Below are 19,464 nucleotides of genomic sequence, written 5' to 3'. Positions count from 1 at the left end.
TTTCAAGTCTGGATAGTGCGTAAGTCACCAGAAAGACACAACTTTACATTTTGTAGCATCTGATTTACGGCATCTTGCCGCTGTTAAAAAATCAGGCACAATTTCTTGTGCCTGATTGATATTACTTGACGGGAGCGGGTTGTTCCGCGGGTCTGGCTTTTTCAAGCTTCGCCAGATCGAGTGCGATATTCACCGTCTCATCCAGATAAGGATCCGGCTCCTGGTAATCTTTCGGTAGATCATCCAGCTTCTTCAACTCCGGTTTACCTTCGCGTTTAAAGCGTTCGTTCAAACGCGCCAGACGCGTCGCATCATCTTCATTATTCTCTTGCTCACGCACAGCGTAGTTCAGAGAAACGATATTGCGCTTGTCCTTCATAGCGTTGAAGCGCGCGATATCCTTCATGATGTTCTGGAACTCAGGATCTTTCGCGATACGCGCATTATGTTCCTTCAGCAGCTCCGGCCCAAAGGCCGTTAAATCGCCTGATTTCACATAAGTCGCGGCATCAATGCTATCCCACGGCAGCGCGTTATCTTCGAATTTCTCACCCGTTTCCGTTTCTTCATTACCCGTCGGCATGATGATGTCTGGCGTTACGCCTTTACGTTGCGTACTGCCGCCGTTAACGCGATAGAATTTCTGGATCGTGTACTGCACAGAACCCAGCGCTGGCCATTCAGGACGTAACATCTGATCGTAAATACGGTTCAATGAACGGTATTGCTGAACGGTGCCTTTACCAAACGTCGGTTCACCCACAACCAGCGCACGACCGTAATCCTGCATTGCCGCGGCAAAGATTTCTGAAGCCGAAGCACTGAAACGGTCAACCAGTACCACCAGCGGGCCTTTATAGAACACCTGCCCGTCGGTATCGCTGTCTTCACGAACCTTGCCGTTGTTATCGCGGACCTGAACAATGGGACCCGCAGGAATAAACAGACCTGAGAGCGATACCGCTTCGGTCAACGCCCCACCGCCATTGCTACGCAGGTCGATGATCACACTGCTGACATTCTGTTTTTCCAGTTTCTGCAGTTGAACTTTGACATCGTCTGTCAAACCCACATAGAAGCCCGGAATATCCAGCACGCCGACTTTCTCTTTACCGACGGTCTTCACCGACATTTTAACCGCGCGGTCTTCGAGACGAATACGTTCACGGGTCAATGTTACAGTGCGGGTCTTGGTCCCTTTACCAGCAGGTAAAATTTCCAGACGAACTTTACTGCCCTTCGGCCCTTTAATTAAGGCAACCACATCATCAAGACGCCAGCCAATCACGTCAACCATCGGCTTGCCTGTTTGACCAACACCGACAATTTTGTCACCAACGCTGATAGCTTTACTCTTCGCTGCCGGACCACCTGCCACCATCGAATTGATAACGGTGTAGTCATCATCCATTTGCAGCACTGCGCCAATACCTTCCAGCGACAAACTCATTTCAGTGTTGAACTGTTCGGTATTACGCGGGGAAAGATAGTTGGTATGCGGGTCGATTTCACGCGCAAACGCCGTCATTGCCAGCGAGAAAACATCTTCGCTGTTGGTTTGCGCCAGACGACGAATGGCAAATTTGTAGCGGCGTGTCAGGGTTTCACGAATTTCTTTATCCGTTTTTCCTGCCAGCTTCAGGCTTAACTCGTCGAATTTGACTTTACTGTCCCACAGCGCGTTCAACTCAGCCTCGTTTTTCGGCCAGGGCGCTTTGCTGCGGTCAAGGTTATAAGTGTCGTTGCCGGTGAAATCCATCGGCTTTTCCAGTACCGACAAAGCGTACTGGTAACGCTCAAAACGGCGCTTTTGCGCCAGATTGTAGAGATCGTAGAAAACGTCGAGTTTGCCTGAACGCAGTTCATCGCCTAACTCGGTTTTCTTTTTCGCGAACTGTTCAACATCGCTTGCCAGCAGCACGTTGTGGCTGTAATCGAGCAGATTCAGGTAGCGGTCAAAGATTTTGGCCGAAAATGCCTGATCGAGGTCGAACTGGCGATAATGAGAACGGGTGAAGCGCGACGTTACGCGCTCACTTACCGTCGCATGCTGCGTCTCTTCCTTTAATACCGGAATTTGATCAGCACGCGTGATATCTTCTACAGCGAAGGTCTGGCCTGCTATTGCAAGCAGGCCAGCTAACGCGGTAAGCCTAAAAAACATGTTCATGCCTGGCCCGGCCTCCGTTTCAGAACACCAGGTGTTCTGCGCGCACAATCAAAGACATACCCGAATTCAGCTGGACGCGGACGCCGTCTTTGGTGATTTCTAATACGGTGGCATCCATCGCGTTTTGACCCGCTTTCACCTTCAGGGCTTGTCCGACAGTCAGAGCTGAAATGTCAGAAACCGGGGTGTGCTGTTCTTCGCGAGGTGCTTTTACTGTTTTTGGCGCTTTCTCTACCGGCTTTTGCGCACGAGGTTTACGTTCAGCGCCTTCTTTGCGGCGTGGCGTGGTCGGACGTGGCTTGCGTTCGCGGCGCGGTGCGTCTTCTTTCTCACCAGCAGCTGCGGCAGCTTCGCGTTTTTTCGCTTGCTGTTCAGCACGCTGTGCCTGAACACGCGCTTTCGCTTCTTCAAGCTGCTTGCGAGCATGCTCTACATGTTGCTCGTCCAGCTCACCGCATGGGTTGCCGTCAAGATCGACACGCGTTGCGCCGGGTTTAACACCGTAAAGATAACGCCAGCTCGAAGTGTAGAGACGTAAAGCGGATCGTAATTGCGTTTTGCTCAGGTTCATTTCCCCGGCAACACGATCGACCAAATCCTGAAAAATACCGATTTTCAGCGGACGCGCTTCACCTTCCGCACTGAAACAGTGGGGAAAACGTTCGGCCAGAAACGCGATTACTTCTTTACTGCTATTCAACTTAGGTTGATTTTCCATGAAATTTCCTGATTACAACGGACGTAGCCAACAAGCGCAGGCATGAACAGGCGTCATTATAATGACGCTACCAGTAAATGCTACGTTATCCGTTGATTATCCTGCGACGCTCGCAAAGAATTTTTTGTAATCCGTCGTTGCAAGCACTTTTTCAAGCTGTGCCACAAGCTGACGTAAGCCTTGCTCGTCCTCGTCTGTAAAGCGACCGAAGACGGTACTATCGATGTCAAGAACACCAATAATCTGATTTTTCACCACCAGCGGCAGAACAATTTCAGAATTACTCGCCGCATCACAGGCAATATGCCCGTCAAACGCGTGAACATCCTCGATACGCTGCACTTGATTGCGGGCAACCGCAGTGCCGCACACCCCGCGCCCGACGGGTATCCGGACACAGGCAATTTTGCCCTGAAATGGTCCGAGTACCAGTGTATCGTCCTCAAGCAAATAAAAACCTGCCCAGTTTACGTCAGTGAGACGCTCGTATAACAACGCACTGGTGTTCGCAAGCGTTGCCAGAAAACTGGTTTCTCCCGCCATCAGCGCGTTAAAGTCGCGATTTAAATCCGCGTAAAATTCTGTTTTGTTCATTATATAATCACTTGTTTGTCTTACCTGGAACTGCCAGCCTATTAAAATAAGCATTAAATGCGTTAATGCTCAAGATCATTCCCATCATGGGTTAAGATTAATGTTAATTCTTATTACATTTGGCACGTCATGGCTCTTAACACACCACAAATTACGCCGACAAAAAAGATAACAGTGAGGGCAATCGGCGAGGAACTGCCGCGTGGTGATTACCAACGTTGCCCGCAATGTGACATGCTGTTTAGCCTGCCCGAGATAAATTCTCATCAGAGTGCCTATTGTCCGCGCTGTCAGGCAAAAATTCGCGACGGGCGCGACTGGTCGCTAACGCGCCTGGCGGCAATGGCTTTCACCATGCTGTTGCTGATGCCGTTTGCCTGGGGCGAACCGCTGTTGCATATCTGGCTGTTAGGTATTCGTATCGACGCCAACGTCATGCAAGGCATCTGGCAAATGACCAAACAGGGCGATACGATAACGGGGGCGATGGTCTTTTTCTGCGTTATTGGTGCCCCCCTCATTCTGGTGTCCTCCATAGCATATTTATGGTTTGGTAACCGACTGGGAATGAATTTACGTCCGGTACTGCTGATGCTTGAGCGACTTAAAGAGTGGGTAATGCTGGATATCTACCTGGTCGGCATTGGCGTTGCTTCTATAAAGGTACAGGATTATGCCCATATCCAGGCGGGTGTCGGCTTGTTCTCTTTTGTGGCGTTGGTGATTTTAACGACGGTGACGTTGTCACATCTTAATGTCGAGGAGCTGTGGGAGCGATTTTATCCGCAGCGCCCCGCTACGCGTAGGGACGAGAAACTTCGTGTCTGTCTTGGGTGCCATTTTACCGGCTATCCTGATCAGCGTGGTCGCTGCCCGCGTTGCCATATCCCGCTACGCCTGCGTCGCCGTCATAGTTTGCAAAAATGCTGGGCGGCGCTGTTAGCGTCAATCGTTTTGTTGTTACCTGCCAACCTGTTGCCTATTTCTATCATTTATCTGAACGGAGGACGGCAGGAAGATACAATTCTTTCCGGAATTATGTCGCTGGCAAGTAGCAACATTGCAGTTGCGGGAATCGTGTTTATCGCCAGTATTCTGGTACCGTTTACTAAAGTGATCGTCATGTTCACTTTACTGTTGAGCATTCATTTTAAATGCCAGCAAGGTTTACGCACACGCATTCTGTTACTGCGGATGGTGACCTGGATTGGTCGCTGGTCGATGCTCGACCTGTTTGTCATATCTTTAACCATGTCGCTGATTAATCGCGATCAGATCCTCGCTTTTACTATGGGACCGGCTGCGTTTTATTTCGGCGCAGCGGTAATTTTGACTATTCTTGCTGTGGAATGGCTGGACAGCCGCTTACTTTGGGATGCACATGAGTCAGGAAACGCCCGCTTCGACGACTGAAGCGCAGATTAAAAATAAACGCCGTATCTCACCTTTCTGGCTGCTGCCGTTCATCGCGCTAATGATTGCCGGTTGGCTGATTTGGGACAGTTATCAGGACCGGGGTAATACCGTCACCATCGACTTTATGTCGGCGGATGGTATTGTCCCGGGCCGTACGCCTGTTCGTTATCAGGGCGTTGAAGTCGGAACAGTGCAGGATATCAGCCTCAGCGACGATCTTCGTAAGATTGAAGTCAAGGTCAGCATCAAGTCCGATATGAAAGATGCGCTGCGCGAAGAGACTCAGTTCTGGCTGGTGACGCCAAAAGCATCGTTGGCAGGTGTCTCCGGGCTGGACGCCCTCGTCGGTGGTAACTATATCGGCATGATGCCAGGTAAAGGTAAAGAGCAGGATCACTTTGTCGCACTCGATACCCAACCGAAATATCGACTGGACAATGGCGATCTGATGATCCACCTGCAAGCCCCCGATCTCGGTTCGCTGAACAGCGGTTCATTGGTCTATTTCCGCAAGATCCCTGTGGGAAAAGTCTACGACTATGCCATCAATCCCAACAAGCAAGGCGTGGTGATTGATGTCCTGATCGAGCGGCGTTTTACCGACCTGGTGAAAAAAGGTAGCCGTTTCTGGAACGTTTCCGGCGTTGATGCCAACGTCAGTATCAGTGGCGCGAAGGTGAAACTGGAAAGTCTGGCGGCACTGGTTAACGGTGCGATTGCCTTCGATTCACCTGAAGAGTCGAAACCTGCCGAGGCGGAAGATACCTTTGGTCTGTATGAAGATCTGGCCCACAGCCAGCGCGGCGTAATAATAAAACTGGAACTGCCGAGTGGGGCAGGATTAACCGCCGACTCGACGCCATTAATGTATCAGGGACTGGAAGTCGGACAGCTAACTAAACTGGATTTAAATCCTGGTGGTAAAGTCACTGGGGAAATGACCGTTGATCCCAGCGTCGTTACCCTGCTTCGTGAAAATACCCGCATCGAATTACGTAATCCGAAATTATCCCTTAGCGATGCCAATCTCAGCGCCCTGCTGACTGGCAAAACCTTCGAGTTGGTACCCGGCGATGGCGAGCCACGCAAAGAGTTCGTTGTTGTGCCAGGCGAAAAAGCACTGCTGCATGAACCTGATGTTCTGACGCTGACCCTGACCGCGCCGGAAAGTTACGGTATTGATGCGGGTCAGCCGCTCATTCTTCACGGCGTGCAGGTAGGCCAGGTTATCGATCGTAAACTCACCAGCAAAGGCGTCACCTTTACCGTCGCCATCGAGCCTCAGCATCGCGAACTGGTAAAAGGCGATAGCAAATTTGTCGTCAACAGCCGTGTCGATGTGAAGGTGGGGCTGGATGGCGTTGAGTTTCTCGGTGCCAGCGCCTCAGAATGGATCAATGGCGGGATACGTATTCTGCCGGGCGATAAAGGCGAGATGAAAGCCAGCTATCCACTGTATGCCAATTTGGAAAAAGCGCTGGAGAACAGCCTTAGCGATTTACCCACCACAACCGTGAGTTTGAGTGCAGAGACGCTGCCGGATGTGCAGGCAGGATCGGTAGTGCTGTACCGTAAATTTGAAGTTGGTGAAGTGATTACCGTGCGTCCGCGAGCTAACGCGTTTGATATCGATCTGCATATTAAGCCGGAGTATCGCAACCTTCTGACCAGCAATAGCGTGTTCTGGGCAGAAGGCGGGGCGAAAGTTCAGCTGAATGGTAGTGGTCTGACCGTACAGGCATCCCCGCTCTCCAGAGCATTAAAGGGAGCCATTAGCTTCGACAACCTCAGCGGTGCCAGCGCCAGTCAGCGTAAAGGCGATAAGCGTATTCTGTATGCTTCCGAAACAGCGGCCCGTGCGGTTGGCGGGCAGATTACGCTTCACGCTTTCGATGCCGGAAAACTGGCGGTCGGGATGCCAATTCGCTATCTCGGTATTGATATCGGGCAAATCCAGACGCTGGATCTGATTACCGCACGCAATGAAGTACAGGCAAAGGCGGTACTTTACCCGGAATATGTCCAGACCTTTGCTCGCGGTGGTACGCGCTTCTCAGTGGTCACACCGCAAATTTCGGCAGCTGGCGTTGAGCATCTTGATACTATCCTCCAGCCGTATATCAACGTCGAACCAGGCCGGGGCAATCCTCGCCGCGACTTTGAATTACAAGAGGCCACCATTACTGATTCGCGTTACCTGGATGGCTTAAGCATTATTGTTGAAGCGCCGGAAGCCGGTTCGTTAGGCATCGGTACGCCTGTGCTGTTCCGTGGTCTGGAAGTCGGTACGGTTACAGGAATGACGCTGGGGACATTGTCAGATCGCGTGATGATTGCGATGCGCATCAGTAAACGCTATCAACACCTGGTGCGTAACAATTCCGTCTTCTGGTTGGCATCGGGTTACAGTCTGGACTTTGGTCTGACGGGCGGCGTAGTGAAAACCGGCACCTTTAACCAGTTTATCCGTGGCGGCATCGCCTTCGCCACGCCTCCGGGGACGCCACTGGCACCGAAAGCCCAGGAAGGCAAGCACTTCCTGTTGCAGGAAAGTGAACCGAAAGAGTGGCGTGAATGGGGTACTGCGCTTCCCAAATAATGCCCACTGCTCCGGCGTGCCTGCGCCGGAGCGTTTATGCTAAACTGCGCGCCTGTTTTTTTGCCAGTGGTATATGCTCGTGGCCCAACACACCGTTTATTTCCCGGACGCCTTTCTGACGCAAATGCGCGAAGCGATGCCTTCGACGCTCTCTTTTGATGATTTTCTTGCCGCCTGTCAGCGCCCGTTGCGCCGCAGTATTCGCGTTAATACGCTGAAAATCTCCGTTGCTGATTTCCTGCAATTAACCGCTCCTTATGGCTGGACGCTTACGCCAATTCCGTGGTGTGAAGAAGGTTTCTGGATTGAACGCGACAATGAAGATGCATTGCCATTGGGTAGTACCGCCGAGCATTTAAGCGGCCTGTTTTATATTCAGGAAGCCAGTTCAATGTTGCCCGTCGCCGCCTTGTTTGCTGACGGTAATGCACCACAGCGGGTGATGGATGTCGCTGCTGCGCCAGGCTCCAAAACGACGCAAATTGCCGCACGGATGAATAACGAAGGGGTAATCCTTGCCAATGAGTTTTCCGCCAGTCGGGTAAAAGTGTTACATGCCAATATCAGCCGCTGTGGCATCAGTAATGTTGCGCTCACACATTTTGATGGCCGCGTGTTTGGTGCGGCAGTGCCAGAAATGTTCGATGCCATTTTGCTGGACGCTCCCTGCTCCGGCGAAGGCGTGGTGCGTAAAGATCCCGATGCGCTAAAAAACTGGTCACCAGAAAGCAATCAGGAAATCGCAGCTACCCAACGGGAGCTTATCGACAGCGCCTTTCATGCATTACGTCCTGGTGGTACGCTGGTTTACTCGACCTGTACCTTAAACAGGGAAGAAAACGAAGTCGTTTGCCTGTGGCTGAAAGAGACTTACCCTGACGCAGTAGAGTTTTTACCACTTGGCGATCTCTTCCCTGGTGCAAACAAAGCGCTGACCGAGGAAGGCTTTTTGCATGTTTTCCCACAAATTTACGACTGCGAAGGCTTCTTCGTTGCTCGTCTGCGTAAAACTCAGGCCATTCCCGCCTTACCCACCCCAAAATACAAAGTGGGCAATTTCCCGTTCAGCCCGGTGAAAGATCGCGAAGCCGGACAAATTCGTCAGGCGGCTGCAAGTGTTGGTTTAAACTGGGATGAAAATCTGCGCCTCTGGCAGCGTGACAAAGAACTGTGGTTGTTCCCGGTGGGCATTGAAGCCCTGATCGGTAAAGTCCGATTTTCTCGCTTGGGGATTAAACTTGCCGAAACGCACAACAAAGGTTATCGCTGGCAGCATGAAGCAGTTATTGCCCTTGCCACCCCCGACAATGTGAACGCTTTTGAACTGACACCGCAGGAAGCGGAGGAGTGGTATCGCGGGCGCGATGTTTACCCGCAAGCCGCGCCAGTGGCGGATGACGTGTTGGTTACTTTCCAGCATCAGCCGATTGGTTTAGCCAAACGGATTGGTTCGCGACTGAAAAACAGCTACCCGCGTGAACTGGTGCGGGACGGGAAACTTTTTACCAGTAACGCATGACAGCGCACAAAAAAAGCGCACTTTTTGACTGGCACATTCGGCGGCCTCAACTAGGCTGAAAAATGGTGCGATCGGACTGGTCGTACCACAATCGGCAGCTAAATGGAGAGCACGAAGATGAAAACCAGTGTGCGCATAGGCGCTTTTGAAATCGACGACGGCGAATTACACGGTGAATCGCCGGGTGATCGAACGTTAACCATTCCTTGTAAATCTGACCCCGATTTATGTATGCAACTGGATGCCTGGGATGCTGAAACCAGTATCCCTGCCCTGCTAAATGGCGAACACTCTATCCTTTACCGTACCCGTTACGATCAACAATCTGATGCCTGGATTATGCGTCTTGCCTGATCCAAATAGAACCCGTCGGCATGGCGGGTTATTTGTCCTGGTTATTCCCCCGTTGTAAAATCTCTCCTAAACTTAACGGTACGGCACCACACTTCGGGGATGAAATGTTCGCGCTGGTACTTTTTGTTTGCTACCTGGATGGCGGTTGTGAAGATATTGTTGTGGATGTCTACAACACGGAACAGCAGTGTCTTCATTCTATGAGCGATCAACGGATCCGCCAGGGCGGTTGTTTTCCGATTGAGGATTTTATAGATGGTTTCTGGCGACCTGCGCAGGAGTACGGTGATTTTTAATTATTGCAATTGCACAAGAGTCAGTTCGCCCCCAAAGGCAGCACCGGTATCAATATAATGCAGGTTGCCAATATCCACGCGATGTCGCAACGGTGTATGACCAAACCAGAAATGATCAGCACCTGTAATTCCCTGCCCTTTTGGGCGTTCACCTAATCGTGAGCGGCTCCACAAGACCTGATGCAAATCAACGTCCTTTTGCCATTCATAAACATCATCTGGATAATCGGCATGAGCAATAACATGTTTGCCGGTGCGGCTGTGTACTTCAAGAATAAAGGGCAAATGCTGACATTTTTCCAGCGCCGTTTTCGCTTGTTTCTGTTGATTATCTGCCAGCGCAATAAACCAGTCGCCGCCATTCATCAACCACAAAGACATCTGCTGGGATGCCAGCGCATCCATCGCCATCTGTTCATGATTGCCTCTTACCGCACGAACCCAATGTTGTTCCAGTAACTGCAGACAACGTAAACTTTGCGGCCCACGATCGATAACGTCTCCCACTGAGATAAGTAAATCTCGCCACGGATCAAAACGACAATGCCATAATTTGCGGCGCAACTGCTCAAGACAACCGTGTATATCGCCAGAAAGCCAGATATGTCGCCATTGATGACCCGCAATTCTCTGATAAACGGGCGCAGGCTGTTTCATCAATATTTTCCTCCCGCGCTAAAGATCACATAATCTTAACAAGAATGTTAAAAAACGCTGGACTCAGACAGTAGAGTGTGTGTTATGGTTGACTATAAAGTCAGCGAAGGAAATGCTTCTGGCTTTTAACAGATAAAAAGAGACCGAACACGATTCCTGTATTCGGTCCAGGGAAATGGCTCTTGGGAGAGAGCCGTGCGCTAAAAGTTGGCATTAATGCAGGCTTAGTTGCCTTGCCCTTTAAGAATAGATGACGACGCCAGGTTTTCCAGTTTGCGTGCAAAATGGTCAATAAAAAGCGCGGTGGTCATCAGCTTAAATGTTAAAAACCGCCCGTTCTGGTGAAAGAACTGAGGCGGTTTTTTTATTGGAAATCAAAAGGCTATTTTAGGTAATTAACAGAGTTTTTCAGCTCGTTCTATAAACGGTGCCAGACTCATTTTTTCGCCGGGATTGTTAGGATCATCAATCTGAATCACCGAAATGGGTTGGGCTTTAGTCTTCCCACTGGCAACTTCCTTTTGTGCGATATCGTTTAAAGGATACTGCACGAGGGTACTTGGGTTGATGACATACAAAGCATTACCCGGTCGGCAAGTCAGCATCACCTCTTCGCGATTAAACGCCCATTTGTCTTTACCCACTTCAAAACGGCTGACGGTAATCACCTGCGGTGCCGCCAGCGCCGCTGCAGAACTGGTGAGTAACAGAAACGCCAGAATACTTTTTTTCATCATTTTCGTAATCCATCAAAAAGGTTCGAGAGTCGCAAGCAGGCTGATGATCACCAGCACTACCGCACCTATCGCCCATTCGAGTTTAGTCATCCACACAAACCAGGGTGCCGCACGATCTTCATCCTGCCTCATGCGCGGTACAAGAACATAACGATTAGCCAGCGCAATGACCACCATAATCATCACCAGGATGGCTTTGAGCAATAAGAGTTGGCCCCAGTAAGTCGTAAGCGTGGGGGGAAATCCGGTAATCAACAATGCATTAAGCACGCCGCTTGCCAGTACGCCGATCACCGCAAAATGCCCGCACCAGGAAAAACGCATCAGCGCCTGAATAGTCTGGTGTCGCCAACGGCCTTTGATGAGTTGCATACACCAGAGCACCGGCAGTAATCCCCCAAACCACGCCGCCGCACAAATCAGGTGAATCGCGTGATTAGTCTGATGGATTTTCTCCGTTACCCCTTCATTCAGCGTCGCATGCCCCACTCCCGCCAGCAGAAAAAATTGCGCGGTAGTGAGCATAAACAGCAAACGTGGCATATTCCGCGGTTGCATAAGGGCGACGATCAACGTTACGAGGGCGAGAACAATTTGCCATAACCAGACGCCACCAAACTGCGTTTGTAAAACAGCCTGCCAAATGTTTGGCGAAAATACATCTGTCCATCCCGTTCCCATCAACCCGCCCTGAACGGCGAGCATTGCAGTGGCACTGATCAAACTCCAGACGGCAGCGTGCTGTTGTAAACGCAGAAAACGCTTCGCCAGCAAACGACGAATCGTTAAGGGGGCCAGCCAGGCACCGTACATTGCGAAGCCAAAAACCAGCATCAGCGAGGTGAAATGGATAAATCGCAGCGCGATCCAGGTAAACGCCAGCATGATTTATTTCACGCTAAAGGTGTAGTGTCCTTTCGTTTTATGCCCGTCCACCGAAACAACATGCCAGTCAACGGTGTAGGTTCCGGGTTTCAGCGAATCGGCCAGTGGAACAATCAGTTGCTTTTGGTCCTGCTCATTTCGCTTCGCCGGTAATGTTTTAATATTTTCGTTTTTTGGCCCCGTGATTTTTGCACCACTGAATCCTGTTTCCACACCTTCCGAGAAGTTTAAAGTGATTGCCTGCGGTGCAGCTGTCACTTGCGCGTTTGCCGCAGGATACTGATGCGTTAAATGCGCATGTGCCCAGACGGAAGGTGTCACCAACGAAGTGGTCAGGATTGCCAGCGCGTAGCGAAGGGAGCGTGCAGTTGAAGCCATATTATCTATTCCTTTTTGTAATAACTTTTTTACAGAGCATAACCTTGTCTAATGTCTGAGTCGAGGATCATCAATTCCGGCTTGCCATCCTGGCTCACTCTTAGTAACTTTTGCCCGCGAATGATGAGGAGATTAAGAATGCTGAAGAATCTGGCTAAACTGGATCAAACAGAAATGGATAAAGTGAATGTCGATTTGGCGGCGGCCGGGGTGGCATTTAAAGAACGCTACAATATGCCGGTGATCGCTGAAGCGGTTGAACGTGAACAGCCTGAACATTTGCGCAGCTGGTTCCGCGAGCGGCTTATTGCCCACCGTTTGGCTTCGGTCAATCTGTCACGTTTACCTTACGAGCCCAAACTTAAATAAAACTTATACAGGGTTACACTTTCTTACATAACGCCTGCTAAATTATGAGTATTTTCTAAACCGCACCCATAATTTGCAGTCATTTTGAAAAGGAAGTCATTATGTCGTTCTGGAAAGTTGCAGCAGCGCAATATGAGCCTCGTAAAACCTCACTCACCGAACAGGTAGCTCATCATCTGGAGTTTGTGAGGGCCGCCGCCAGGCAACAATGTCAGCTGTTAGTTTTTCCATCGCTTTCTTTACTGGGGTGTGATTATTCGCGACGTGCCCTTCCTGCCCCACCCGATCTCTCACTGTTAGACCCGCTTTGTTATGCCGCAACGACCTGGCGAATGACCATCATTGCCGGCCTTCCCGTTGAATATAACGATCGCTTTATTCGTGGAATTGCGGTGTTCGCACCGTGGCGAAAAACGCCTGGGATCTACCATCAGAGTCATGGTGCATGTCTGGGCCGTCGTTCCAGAACCATCACGGTGGTCGATGAACAACCGCAAGGTATGGATATGGACCCGACCTGTTCACTGTTTACGACAGGGCAATGTCTGGGAGAACCCGACCTGCTGGCGTCGGCCCGTCGCTTACAATTTTTTTCACATCAGTACTCGATTGCCGTGCTGATGGCAAATGCCCGTGGTAACAGTGCACTATGGGATGAATATGGTCGTCTCATCGTTCGCGCCGATCGTGGTTCATTATTGTTAGTCGGTCAGCGTTCATCACAGGGTTGGCAAGGCGATATCATTCCATTACGCTAGGCTTTTTCGGCCTGGAGCATGCCATGTTGCGCATTATCGATACAGAAACCTGCGGTTTGCAGGGAGGGATCGTTGAGATTGCCTCTGTTGATGTCATTGACGGAAAAATCGTCAACCCCATGAGCCACCTGGTGCGCCCCGATCGTCCTATTAGTCCACAAGCGATGGCGATTCATCGCATCACCGAAGCCATGGTCGCCGATAAACCGTGGATTGAAGATGTGATCCCACACTATTACGGTAGTGAATGGTATGTCGCGCATAACGCCAGCTTTGACCGCCGCGTACTGCCTGAGATGCCCGGTGAGTGGATTTGCACTATGAAACTGGCCCGTCGTTTGTGGCCAGGGATCAAGTACAGCAATATGGCGTTATATAAAACACGGAAGCTCAATGTACAGACGCCGCCGGGCCTGCATCATCACCGCGCGTTGTATGACTGTTATATCACCGCCGCGTTGCTTATCGATATTATGAACACCTCCGGCTGGACGGCAGAACAGATGGCCGATATCACCGGACGTCCGTCGTTGATGACGACCTTCACCTTTGGCAAATACCGTGGCAAAGCGGTTTCCGACGTTGCCGAACGCGATCCGGGCTATCTGCGCTGGTTATTTAATAACCTGGACAGCATGAGCCCGGAGCTGCGTTTAACACTGAAACATTATCTGGAAAATACTTAATCCGCAGGCGTAGCGGGTAATGTTCCCTGCGCCAGCGCGACCAGAAAAGCATATTCCATCGCTACGCCTTCGTACGATTTAAAGCGACCAGATTTACCGCCATGGCCTGAGTCCATGTCGGTACAGAGCAATAAAAGATGGTCATCGGTTTTCAGCTCGCGCAATTTAGCGACCCATTTTGCCGGTTCCCAATATTGCACCTGAGAATCGTGCAAACCGGTCGTTACCAGTAAATGCGGATAAGCCTGTGCGGTGACGTTGTCATATGGGCTGTAGCTTTTCATATACTCGTAATATTGCGGATCCTGCGGATTCCCCCACTCTTCAAACTCACCAGTGGTAAGAGGAATTGATTCATCAAGCATTGTTGTTACAACATCAACAAACGGTACCTGGGCGATAACGCCGTGGAATAATTCCGGGCGTTGATTAATTGCAACGCCCATCAACATGCCCCCCGCACTCCCGCCCATCGCATAACAAAGCGAAGGAGAGCCATAGCCCAGTTTTAACAATGCATCGCAGGCATCAAGATAATCATTAAACGTATTTTTCTTCTTCAGAAATTTTCCGTCTTCGTACCATTGTTGCCCCAGCTCACCACCGCCGCGAACATGGACAATGGCGTAGACAAAGCCACGATCTAATAAACTCAAGCGGCTAAAACTGAAATCGGCATCAATACTTGCGCCGTAAGAACCATAGCCATACACCAGCAACGGGTTGTGTCCTTTGCGAAAATGTTTGCGATGGTAGACCAACGAAACCGGAACTTCGACGCCATCACGGGCGACTATCCACAGGTGTTCACTGCGGTAATTCGCCGCATCAAAACCGGGCACTTCTGTTTGTTTTAATACACGACGCTCACCGGTATCCATATCCAGTTCAAACAAAGTGTCTGGTGTGGTCATGGAAGAATAACCATAACGCAATCGCGCGGTTTCAGGTTCTGGATTGTAGGCAATCCAGGTCACATAGGCTGGATCATCAAAGGCAATACCAATGACTTCCCGGGTCTTGCGGTTAATTTGGCGCAAACTGGTTAACCCGCGCTGACGCTCTTCAACCACCAGCCAGTCGGTAAACAGCGTAAACCCTTCCAGCATGATGTTTTCGCGTGGCGGAATTAACTCTTCCCACTGTTGCTCATCACGCATACGGGTACGGTATAAGCCAAAGTTTTTGCCGTGGCGGTTGGAACGCAGATAAAAACGATGCTGGTAGTGATCAAGGCTGTATTCGTGATCTTTGCGGCGCGGCAGAAAAACAAACGGCTCGGCATCGGCCATTTCCGCGTCCAGCAGGCGAACTTCACTGGTGGTGGCGCTGGCCAAATGAATAACTACATAGTGCTTCGAGGTCGTTTTATGCAGGCTGACGTAATAGGTATCGTCTTTTTCTTCGTAAATCAGTTTATCTTGCGATGCTGGCGTACCGATGGCGTGACGCCAGACCTGATAAGGCAGCAGCGTCACCGGATGCTTGCGAACATAGTAGAAAGTCCAGGAGTCATTTGCCCAGACAAAGCTGGGTTCAACGTTATCCAGCAGTTCCGGGTACCAGTTACCAGTTTCCAGATTACGAAAACGAATGCCGTACTGGCGTCGGGAAAGAAAATCTTCTGCCAGCGCCATAATGGTGTTATCGGGCGTAATCGCCATTCCGCCCATCGAATAAAACTCACTATGAGCTGCGCGCTTATTGGCATCGAGCAATGTTTCCCACTCATCCCACTCTTCACTGAATGCCGATTGACGCTGGTAGATAGCATATTCACAGCCTGGTTCATAAATATGCCGATAGCGGTAGCCATTTTTGATGTAGGGCGCAGAAACTTCTCGTTGCGGAATGCGGTCGATGATTTCCTTTAAGATGCGATCCTGCAAGGCTTGTTGTGAGGCCATCACCCGATGACCGTAACTATTTTCTTGTTGCAGGTAGTCCAGAACTTCCGGCTGAGAACGCGTATCGTCCCGCAGCCAGTAGTAATTATCGATTCGCGTATCGCCATGAAGCGTCATGGCGTGGGGAATGCGGGCGGCTTTTGGTAGCATGTTATTGTTCTTTCTGGTTGAAACATCTTATAAGGGTGGCAAAACTCACCGGGGATGCAAGCGAAACAGGGGAGTCATTGCTTAGATGATGACAGGTAATGGCGCGGATATCGAATGTTATGCAGACAGAGAAAATCAGCCTGTTCAAATGGCTGTGCGATTCTGGATAGCCCGAAATAGTCAACTTCAGGCTATCCAGAGAGCGGAATTATTCCGCCAAAGTGCGTTTTTGCTGTTCGAGATCGCGTTCAATGCCGTCACGAACATCCTGGGGGATTTTCAGCGCGTCACCCAGTGCATTCAGGTAACTGCGTTCCATAAAATGGTCAATATCAATAGCCGCGCAACTCAGGAAATAGATTTCCAGCGCCTCTTCTTCATTGCGGACCCCGGTAGCCAGGCGTTGTGGATCCAGCGGTTGTTCGATTGCCTGCTCAATGAGTACACGCCCCTGCTCTTCCACGCCGGCTTCACGCAATTGCTGGTCGATTGCCGCACGTTCTTTGGCATCAATATGACCATCACTTTTAGCGGCAAAGACCAGCGCAAGGATCAAACGTTCTGTACGCTCATCCAGCGGCGTACTTTGCGCGCCAAACTGCGGTTCGTCCTGATGCGCCGCGCGAATTTTATCTTTGTATTTATTCCACAGCACCGTACCCGCTACCGCTCCGCCGCCAACCAGTAACGCGTTGGTGCCATATTTCGTAAGAAGTTTACGTGCTGATTTATTTGCGACCAGCAGCCCAGCCAGTCCGCCTAATGCGCCTGGCACTAACAGTTTGCCCAATCCCTGATCCGCAGACGAGGAGGTAGAAGAACTGCTTTGCCCAAGCAGGGATTGCAGTTGATTTAACCAGTTAGCCATATTTGCTCCTCAATAACCATTTTTAGTGCCTGTAGCATAGCGGATGAGGATGTCAGAAAATGTATATCGAGACAAAAGATGCGCAAATAAGCGGGGCGGTAGGCCGTTATTCAAAGAAATTCGCGCCAGGTAAGGTATTTACTGTATATCAGGTGATAAGGGTATTTTAGGTGAAAGTAGTTTGTCGTTTTGAGTGGCATTGTTTGATGCTGATTGCCCGATGCGACGCTGTTGCGTCTTCTCAGGCCTACGATTGTGGTGCGTTCTGGGGCGGACAAGGCACTCGCGCCGCATCCGCCAACGGTCAATCGAATTATCAGAAGCCATTAACGCCGCTGATATTCCGCCATTCCCGCTTTGCAGTCCACGCTGACCTGGTAATGAATATCGGCACTTTTACCACGCACGGTTAGCGGTACTGACCATTTATCATCTTTACCCTGAATGTCCTGCAAACTGACCCAAGCCACGGGATCGGCCTGACCGACAATTTTTTGATCATCTGCCCAGCGCGCCACGCGATTTTGTTGATAATCACGTTTTACGCTCGCGGCAATTCCGGCAGCATCCAGACCTTCACACTTTGGGAAAGTGACCGACTTGCTGGTTTCATTATTGGCAGCGAAAACTGATGCGCAGGCAGAAACCAACAACAGCCCTAAAAACGCCCCTCTTTTTTTCATGTTTTTCTCCATAGCACAATGATTCAGGAGAAAGCATGGTACAAATTGTCAGGAGCGCAAGTTGCTTCAGGCCGCGTGTGAGGCATCTTCCTCTTCGGATTCAGCACCGACGACCTGTGGGGACGGTAATTTGCCGGTTTTCAGAATGGTGCTCAGCACATCTTTTTGTTCTGCCAGCCATAGCGAAAGGGCTTCACGTTGCTCGTCTTCCATTTGCACTGGAGAATTTGTCAGCCAGGTGTCAAGCAGATCCGCCGTATCAAGCATTTTATCATAAGCATCGGCTTCCTTTTTGCTGGTAAACGACATTTTCTCTTCGCCCTCACGAATGACTACGTATTTAACTTCAACCGCCATTTGCAGCCTCTCATAATAACTGTGATTTTATACAGTATATTTCTTTTCGGTTGAGAAATCAACATCAGCAATAAAGACACGCGCAAACGTTTTCGTTTATACTGCGCGCGGAATTAATCAGGGGATATTCGTTATGACGTTATTAGGCACTGCGCTGCGTCCGGCAGCAACTCGCGTGATGTTATTAGGCTCCGGTGAACTGGGTAAAGAAGTGGCAATCGAGTGTCAGCGTCTCGGCGTAGAGGTGATTGCCGTCGATCGCTATGCCGACGCACCAGCCATGCATGTCGCGCATCGCTCCCATATCATTAATATGCTTGATGGTGATGCATTACGCCGTATGGTTGAACTGGAAAAACCACATTATATCGTGCCGGAGATCGAAGCTATTGCCACCGATATGCTGATCCAACTTGAAGAGGAAGGACTGAATGTTGTCCCCTGCGCTCGCGCAACGAAATTAACGATGAATCGCGAGGGTATCCGTCGCCTGGCGGCAGAAGAGCTGCAGCTGCCCACTTCCACTTATCGTTTTGCCGATAGCGAAAGCCTTTTCCGCGAGGCGGTTGCCGCCATTGGCTATCCCTGCATTGTAAAACCGGTGATGAGCTCTTCCGGCAAGGGGCAGACGTTTATTCGTTCTGAAGAGCAACTTGCTCAGGCATGGGAGTACGCTCAGCAAGGCGGTCGCGCCGGAGCGGGCCGCGTAATTGTTGAAGGCGTCGTTAAGTTTGACTTCGAAATTACCTTGCTAACCGTCAGCGCGGTGGATGGCGTCCATTTCTGTGCACCGGTAGGTCATCGCCAGGAAGATGGCGACTACCGTGAATCCTGGCAACCACAGCAAATGAGCCCGCTTGCCCTTGAACGTGCGCAGGAGATTGCCCGTAAAGTGGTGCTGGCGCTGGGCGGTTATGGGTTGTTTGGTGTCGAGTTGTTTGTCTGTGGCGATGAGGTGATTTTCAGTGAAGTCTCCCCTCGCCCGCATGACACCGGGATGGTGACGCTAATTTCTCAGGATCTCTCGGAGTTTGCCCTGCATGTACGTGCCTTCCTCGGACTTCCGGTTGGCGGGATCCGCCAGTATGGTCCTGCAGCTTCTGCCGTAATCCTGCCACAACTGACCAGTGAGAATGTCACGTTTGATAATGTGCAGAATGCCGTAGGCGCAGGTTTGCAGATTCGTTTATTTGGTAAGCCGGGAATTGATGGCAGCCGTCGTCTGGGTGTTGCGCTGGCGACCGCTGAGAGTGTTGATGAAGCGATTGAGCGCGCGAAGCACGCCGCCGGACAGGTAAAAGTACAGGGTTAAACCCGGCAAAAAAACGCTACAAAAATGCCCGATACGCGATCGGGCATTTTG

General features: G+C 50.6%; 20 protein-coding genes. 9 read left to right on the top strand and 11 right to left on the bottom strand.

Annotated features, from left to right (window positions below):
• Positions 1-121 precede the first annotated feature (121 nt).
• From prc to msrC, 3 genes are all read right to left on the bottom strand, one after another.
• Positions 122-2,170 (bottom strand): carboxy terminal-processing peptidase, encoded by a 2,049-nt coding sequence (prc, locus tag AB4H76_RS10295; protein ID WP_020218849.1) that lies wholly within the window; start codon positions 2,168-2,170, stop codon positions 122-124.
• Between the two features lie 19 nt (positions 2,171-2,189).
• Positions 2,190-2,888, bottom strand: a complete 699-nt coding sequence (gene proQ / locus AB4H76_RS10290; RefSeq protein ID WP_000431370.1) for an RNA chaperone ProQ — start codon at positions 2,886-2,888, stop codon at positions 2,190-2,192.
• A gap of 96 nt (positions 2,889-2,984) precedes the next feature.
• On the bottom strand, positions 2,985-3,482 hold the full coding sequence (gene msrC, locus AB4H76_RS10285) for an L-methionine (R)-S-oxide reductase (protein ID WP_001043882.1): 498 nt from the start codon (positions 3,480-3,482) through the stop codon (positions 2,985-2,987).
• Positions 3,483-3,611: 129 nt separating this feature from the next.
• Here msrC and yebS point away from each other — a divergent pair, with 129 nt between their 5' ends.
• The 5 genes from yebS to AB4H76_RS10260 all read left to right on the top strand — a co-directional run bounded on the left by yebS (position 3,612) and on the right by AB4H76_RS10260 (position 9,666).
• The gene (gene yebS, locus AB4H76_RS10280; protein ID WP_001207283.1) at positions 3,612-4,895 is read left to right on the top strand and encodes a membrane integrity lipid transport subunit YebS; all 1,284 of its coding nucleotides are present in this window, start codon (positions 3,612-3,614) and stop codon (positions 4,893-4,895) included.
• Positions 4,864-7,497, top strand: a complete 2,634-nt coding sequence (gene yebT / locus AB4H76_RS10275; protein ID WP_001297532.1) for a lipid-binding membrane homeostasis protein YebT — start codon at positions 4,864-4,866, stop codon at positions 7,495-7,497. The genes yebS and yebT overlap by 32 nt, the downstream gene beginning before the upstream one ends.
• Before the next feature lie 79 nt (positions 7,498-7,576).
• On the top strand, positions 7,577-9,016 hold the full coding sequence (rsmF, locus tag AB4H76_RS10270; protein ID WP_001351758.1) for a 16S rRNA (cytosine(1407)-C(5))-methyltransferase RsmF: 1,440 nt from the start codon (positions 7,577-7,579) through the stop codon (positions 9,014-9,016).
• A 117-nt stretch (positions 9,017-9,133) separates the two neighbouring features.
• Positions 9,134-9,370 carry a YebV family protein gene (locus tag AB4H76_RS10265; protein WP_001338166.1) on the top strand — a complete coding sequence of 79 codons (237 nt, stop codon included), beginning with the start codon at positions 9,134-9,136 and terminating at the stop codon, positions 9,368-9,370.
• Positions 9,371-9,474: 104 nt separating this feature from the next.
• Entirely contained in the window at positions 9,475-9,666 is a 192-nt protein-coding gene (locus AB4H76_RS10260; protein ID WP_001338167.1) for a YebW family protein, read from the top strand.
• Here AB4H76_RS10260 and pphA read toward each other — a convergent pair whose 3' ends face one another.
• From pphA to yobA, 4 genes are all read right to left on the bottom strand, one after another.
• Positions 9,667-10,323 carry a protein-serine/threonine phosphatase gene (gene pphA, locus AB4H76_RS10255; protein ID WP_000812732.1) on the bottom strand — a complete coding sequence of 219 codons (657 nt, stop codon included), beginning with the start codon at positions 10,321-10,323 and terminating at the stop codon, positions 9,667-9,669.
• Between the two features lie 395 nt (positions 10,324-10,718).
• Complete coding sequence (locus tag AB4H76_RS10250) at positions 10,719-11,060, bottom strand: YebY family protein (protein ID WP_000976472.1); 342 nt, start codon at positions 11,058-11,060, stop codon at positions 10,719-10,721.
• A 12-nt stretch (positions 11,061-11,072) separates the two neighbouring features.
• Entirely contained in the window at positions 11,073-11,945 is an 873-nt protein-coding gene (gene copD / locus AB4H76_RS10245; protein ID WP_000879295.1) for a copper homeostasis membrane protein CopD, read from the bottom strand.
• A 3-nt stretch (positions 11,946-11,948) separates the two neighbouring features.
• Positions 11,949-12,323, bottom strand: a complete 375-nt coding sequence (gene yobA, locus AB4H76_RS10240; RefSeq protein WP_000168747.1) for a CopC domain-containing protein YobA — start codon at positions 12,321-12,323, stop codon at positions 11,949-11,951.
• A 138-nt stretch (positions 12,324-12,461) separates the two neighbouring features.
• On the opposite strand from yobA, the gene holE reads away from it, so the two are divergent.
• From holE to exoX, 3 genes are all read left to right on the top strand, one after another.
• Positions 12,462-12,692: a DNA polymerase III subunit theta gene (gene holE / locus AB4H76_RS10235; RefSeq protein ID WP_000916763.1), complete on the top strand. Its 231-nt coding sequence runs from the start codon at positions 12,462-12,464 to the stop codon at positions 12,690-12,692.
• A gap of 101 nt (positions 12,693-12,793) precedes the next feature.
• Positions 12,794-13,450 (top strand): carbon-nitrogen hydrolase family protein YobB, encoded by a 657-nt coding sequence (gene yobB, locus AB4H76_RS10230; RefSeq protein ID WP_000011658.1) that lies wholly within the window; start codon positions 12,794-12,796, stop codon positions 13,448-13,450.
• Positions 13,451-13,473: 23 nt separating this feature from the next.
• Positions 13,474-14,136: an exodeoxyribonuclease X gene (gene exoX, locus AB4H76_RS10225; RefSeq protein WP_000944256.1), complete on the top strand. Its 663-nt coding sequence runs from the start codon at positions 13,474-13,476 to the stop codon at positions 14,134-14,136.
• On the opposite strand, the gene ptrB is transcribed toward exoX, so the two are convergent.
• The 4 genes from ptrB to yebG all read right to left on the bottom strand — a co-directional run bounded on the left by ptrB (position 14,133) and on the right by yebG (position 18,101).
• Positions 14,133-16,193, bottom strand: coding sequence for an oligopeptidase B (gene ptrB / locus AB4H76_RS10220; protein ID WP_000936951.1), 2,061 nt, complete (start codon positions 16,191-16,193; stop codon positions 14,133-14,135). The genes exoX and ptrB overlap by 4 nt on opposite strands.
• A 208-nt stretch (positions 16,194-16,401) precedes the next feature.
• The gene (locus AB4H76_RS10215) at positions 16,402-17,061 is read right to left on the bottom strand and encodes a tellurite resistance TerB family protein (protein WP_000024745.1); all 660 of its coding nucleotides are present in this window, start codon (positions 17,059-17,061) and stop codon (positions 16,402-16,404) included.
• A 326-nt stretch (positions 17,062-17,387) separates the two neighbouring features.
• On the bottom strand, positions 17,388-17,744 hold the full coding sequence (yebF, locus tag AB4H76_RS10210) for a protein YebF (protein WP_001295500.1): 357 nt from the start codon (positions 17,742-17,744) through the stop codon (positions 17,388-17,390).
• 66 nt (positions 17,745-17,810) lie between these two features.
• Positions 17,811-18,101 carry a DNA damage-inducible protein YebG gene (yebG, locus tag AB4H76_RS10205; protein ID WP_000257738.1) on the bottom strand — a complete coding sequence of 97 codons (291 nt, stop codon included), beginning with the start codon at positions 18,099-18,101 and terminating at the stop codon, positions 17,811-17,813.
• 133 nt (positions 18,102-18,234) lie between these two features.
• Between yebG and purT the strand changes: the two genes are divergently transcribed.
• A complete protein-coding gene (gene purT / locus AB4H76_RS10200; protein ID WP_077491401.1) occupies positions 18,235-19,413 on the top strand; it encodes a formate-dependent phosphoribosylglycinamide formyltransferase in 1,179 nt (392 codons plus the stop codon).
• Positions 19,414-19,464: the final 51 nt, after the last annotated feature.

The organism is Escherichia sp. UTM R2 (assembly GCF_048593455.1).
In the GTDB taxonomy this organism is placed as follows: domain Bacteria; phylum Pseudomonadota; class Gammaproteobacteria; order Enterobacterales; family Enterobacteriaceae; genus Escherichia; species Escherichia coli.
This window is presented reverse-complemented; position numbering and strand designations above follow the sequence as displayed.

What these genes read in the sequence shown, in the direction of transcription:
- ptrB (WP_000936951.1), bottom strand. Translation starts at nt 16,193, where the DNA reads ATGCTACCAAAAGCCGCCCGCATTCCCCACGCCATGACGCTTCATGGC.
- prc (WP_020218849.1), bottom strand. Translation starts at nt 2,170, where the DNA reads ATGAACATGTTTTTTAGGCTTACCGCGTTAGCTGGCCTGCTTGCAATA.
- holE (WP_000916763.1), top strand. Translation starts at nt 12,462, where the DNA reads ATGCTGAAGAATCTGGCTAAACTGGATCAAACAGAAATGGATAAAGTG.
- yebS (WP_001207283.1), top strand. Translation starts at nt 3,612, where the DNA reads ATGGCTCTTAACACACCACAAATTACGCCGACAAAAAAGATAACAGTG.
- yebF (WP_001295500.1), bottom strand. Translation starts at nt 17,744, where the DNA reads ATGAAAAAAAGAGGGGCGTTTTTAGGGCTGTTGTTGGTTTCTGCCTGC.
- pphA (WP_000812732.1), bottom strand. Translation starts at nt 10,323, where the DNA reads ATGAAACAGCCTGCGCCCGTTTATCAGAGAATTGCGGGTCATCAATGG.
- yebG (WP_000257738.1), bottom strand. Translation starts at nt 18,101, where the DNA reads ATGGCGGTTGAAGTTAAATACGTAGTCATTCGTGAGGGCGAAGAGAAA.
- yobA (WP_000168747.1), bottom strand. Translation starts at nt 12,323, where the DNA reads ATGGCTTCAACTGCACGCTCCCTTCGCTACGCGCTGGCAATCCTGACC.
- yobB (WP_000011658.1), top strand. Translation starts at nt 12,794, where the DNA reads ATGTCGTTCTGGAAAGTTGCAGCAGCGCAATATGAGCCTCGTAAAACC.
- AB4H76_RS10265 (WP_001338166.1), top strand. Translation starts at nt 9,134, where the DNA reads ATGAAAACCAGTGTGCGCATAGGCGCTTTTGAAATCGACGACGGCGAA.
- msrC (WP_001043882.1), bottom strand. Translation starts at nt 3,482, where the DNA reads ATGAACAAAACAGAATTTTACGCGGATTTAAATCGCGACTTTAACGCG.
- AB4H76_RS10250 (WP_000976472.1), bottom strand. Translation starts at nt 11,060, where the DNA reads ATGATGAAAAAAAGTATTCTGGCGTTTCTGTTACTCACCAGTTCTGCA.
- copD (WP_000879295.1), bottom strand. Translation starts at nt 11,945, where the DNA reads ATGCTGGCGTTTACCTGGATCGCGCTGCGATTTATCCATTTCACCTCG.
- proQ (WP_000431370.1), bottom strand. Translation starts at nt 2,888, where the DNA reads ATGGAAAATCAACCTAAGTTGAATAGCAGTAAAGAAGTAATCGCGTTT.
- AB4H76_RS10215 (WP_000024745.1), bottom strand. Translation starts at nt 17,061, where the DNA reads ATGGCTAACTGGTTAAATCAACTGCAATCCCTGCTTGGGCAAAGCAGT.
- purT (WP_077491401.1), top strand. Translation starts at nt 18,235, where the DNA reads ATGACGTTATTAGGCACTGCGCTGCGTCCGGCAGCAACTCGCGTGATG.
- yebT (WP_001297532.1), top strand. Translation starts at nt 4,864, where the DNA reads ATGAGTCAGGAAACGCCCGCTTCGACGACTGAAGCGCAGATTAAAAAT.
- AB4H76_RS10260 (WP_001338167.1), top strand. Translation starts at nt 9,475, where the DNA reads ATGTTCGCGCTGGTACTTTTTGTTTGCTACCTGGATGGCGGTTGTGAA.
- exoX (WP_000944256.1), top strand. Translation starts at nt 13,474, where the DNA reads ATGTTGCGCATTATCGATACAGAAACCTGCGGTTTGCAGGGAGGGATC.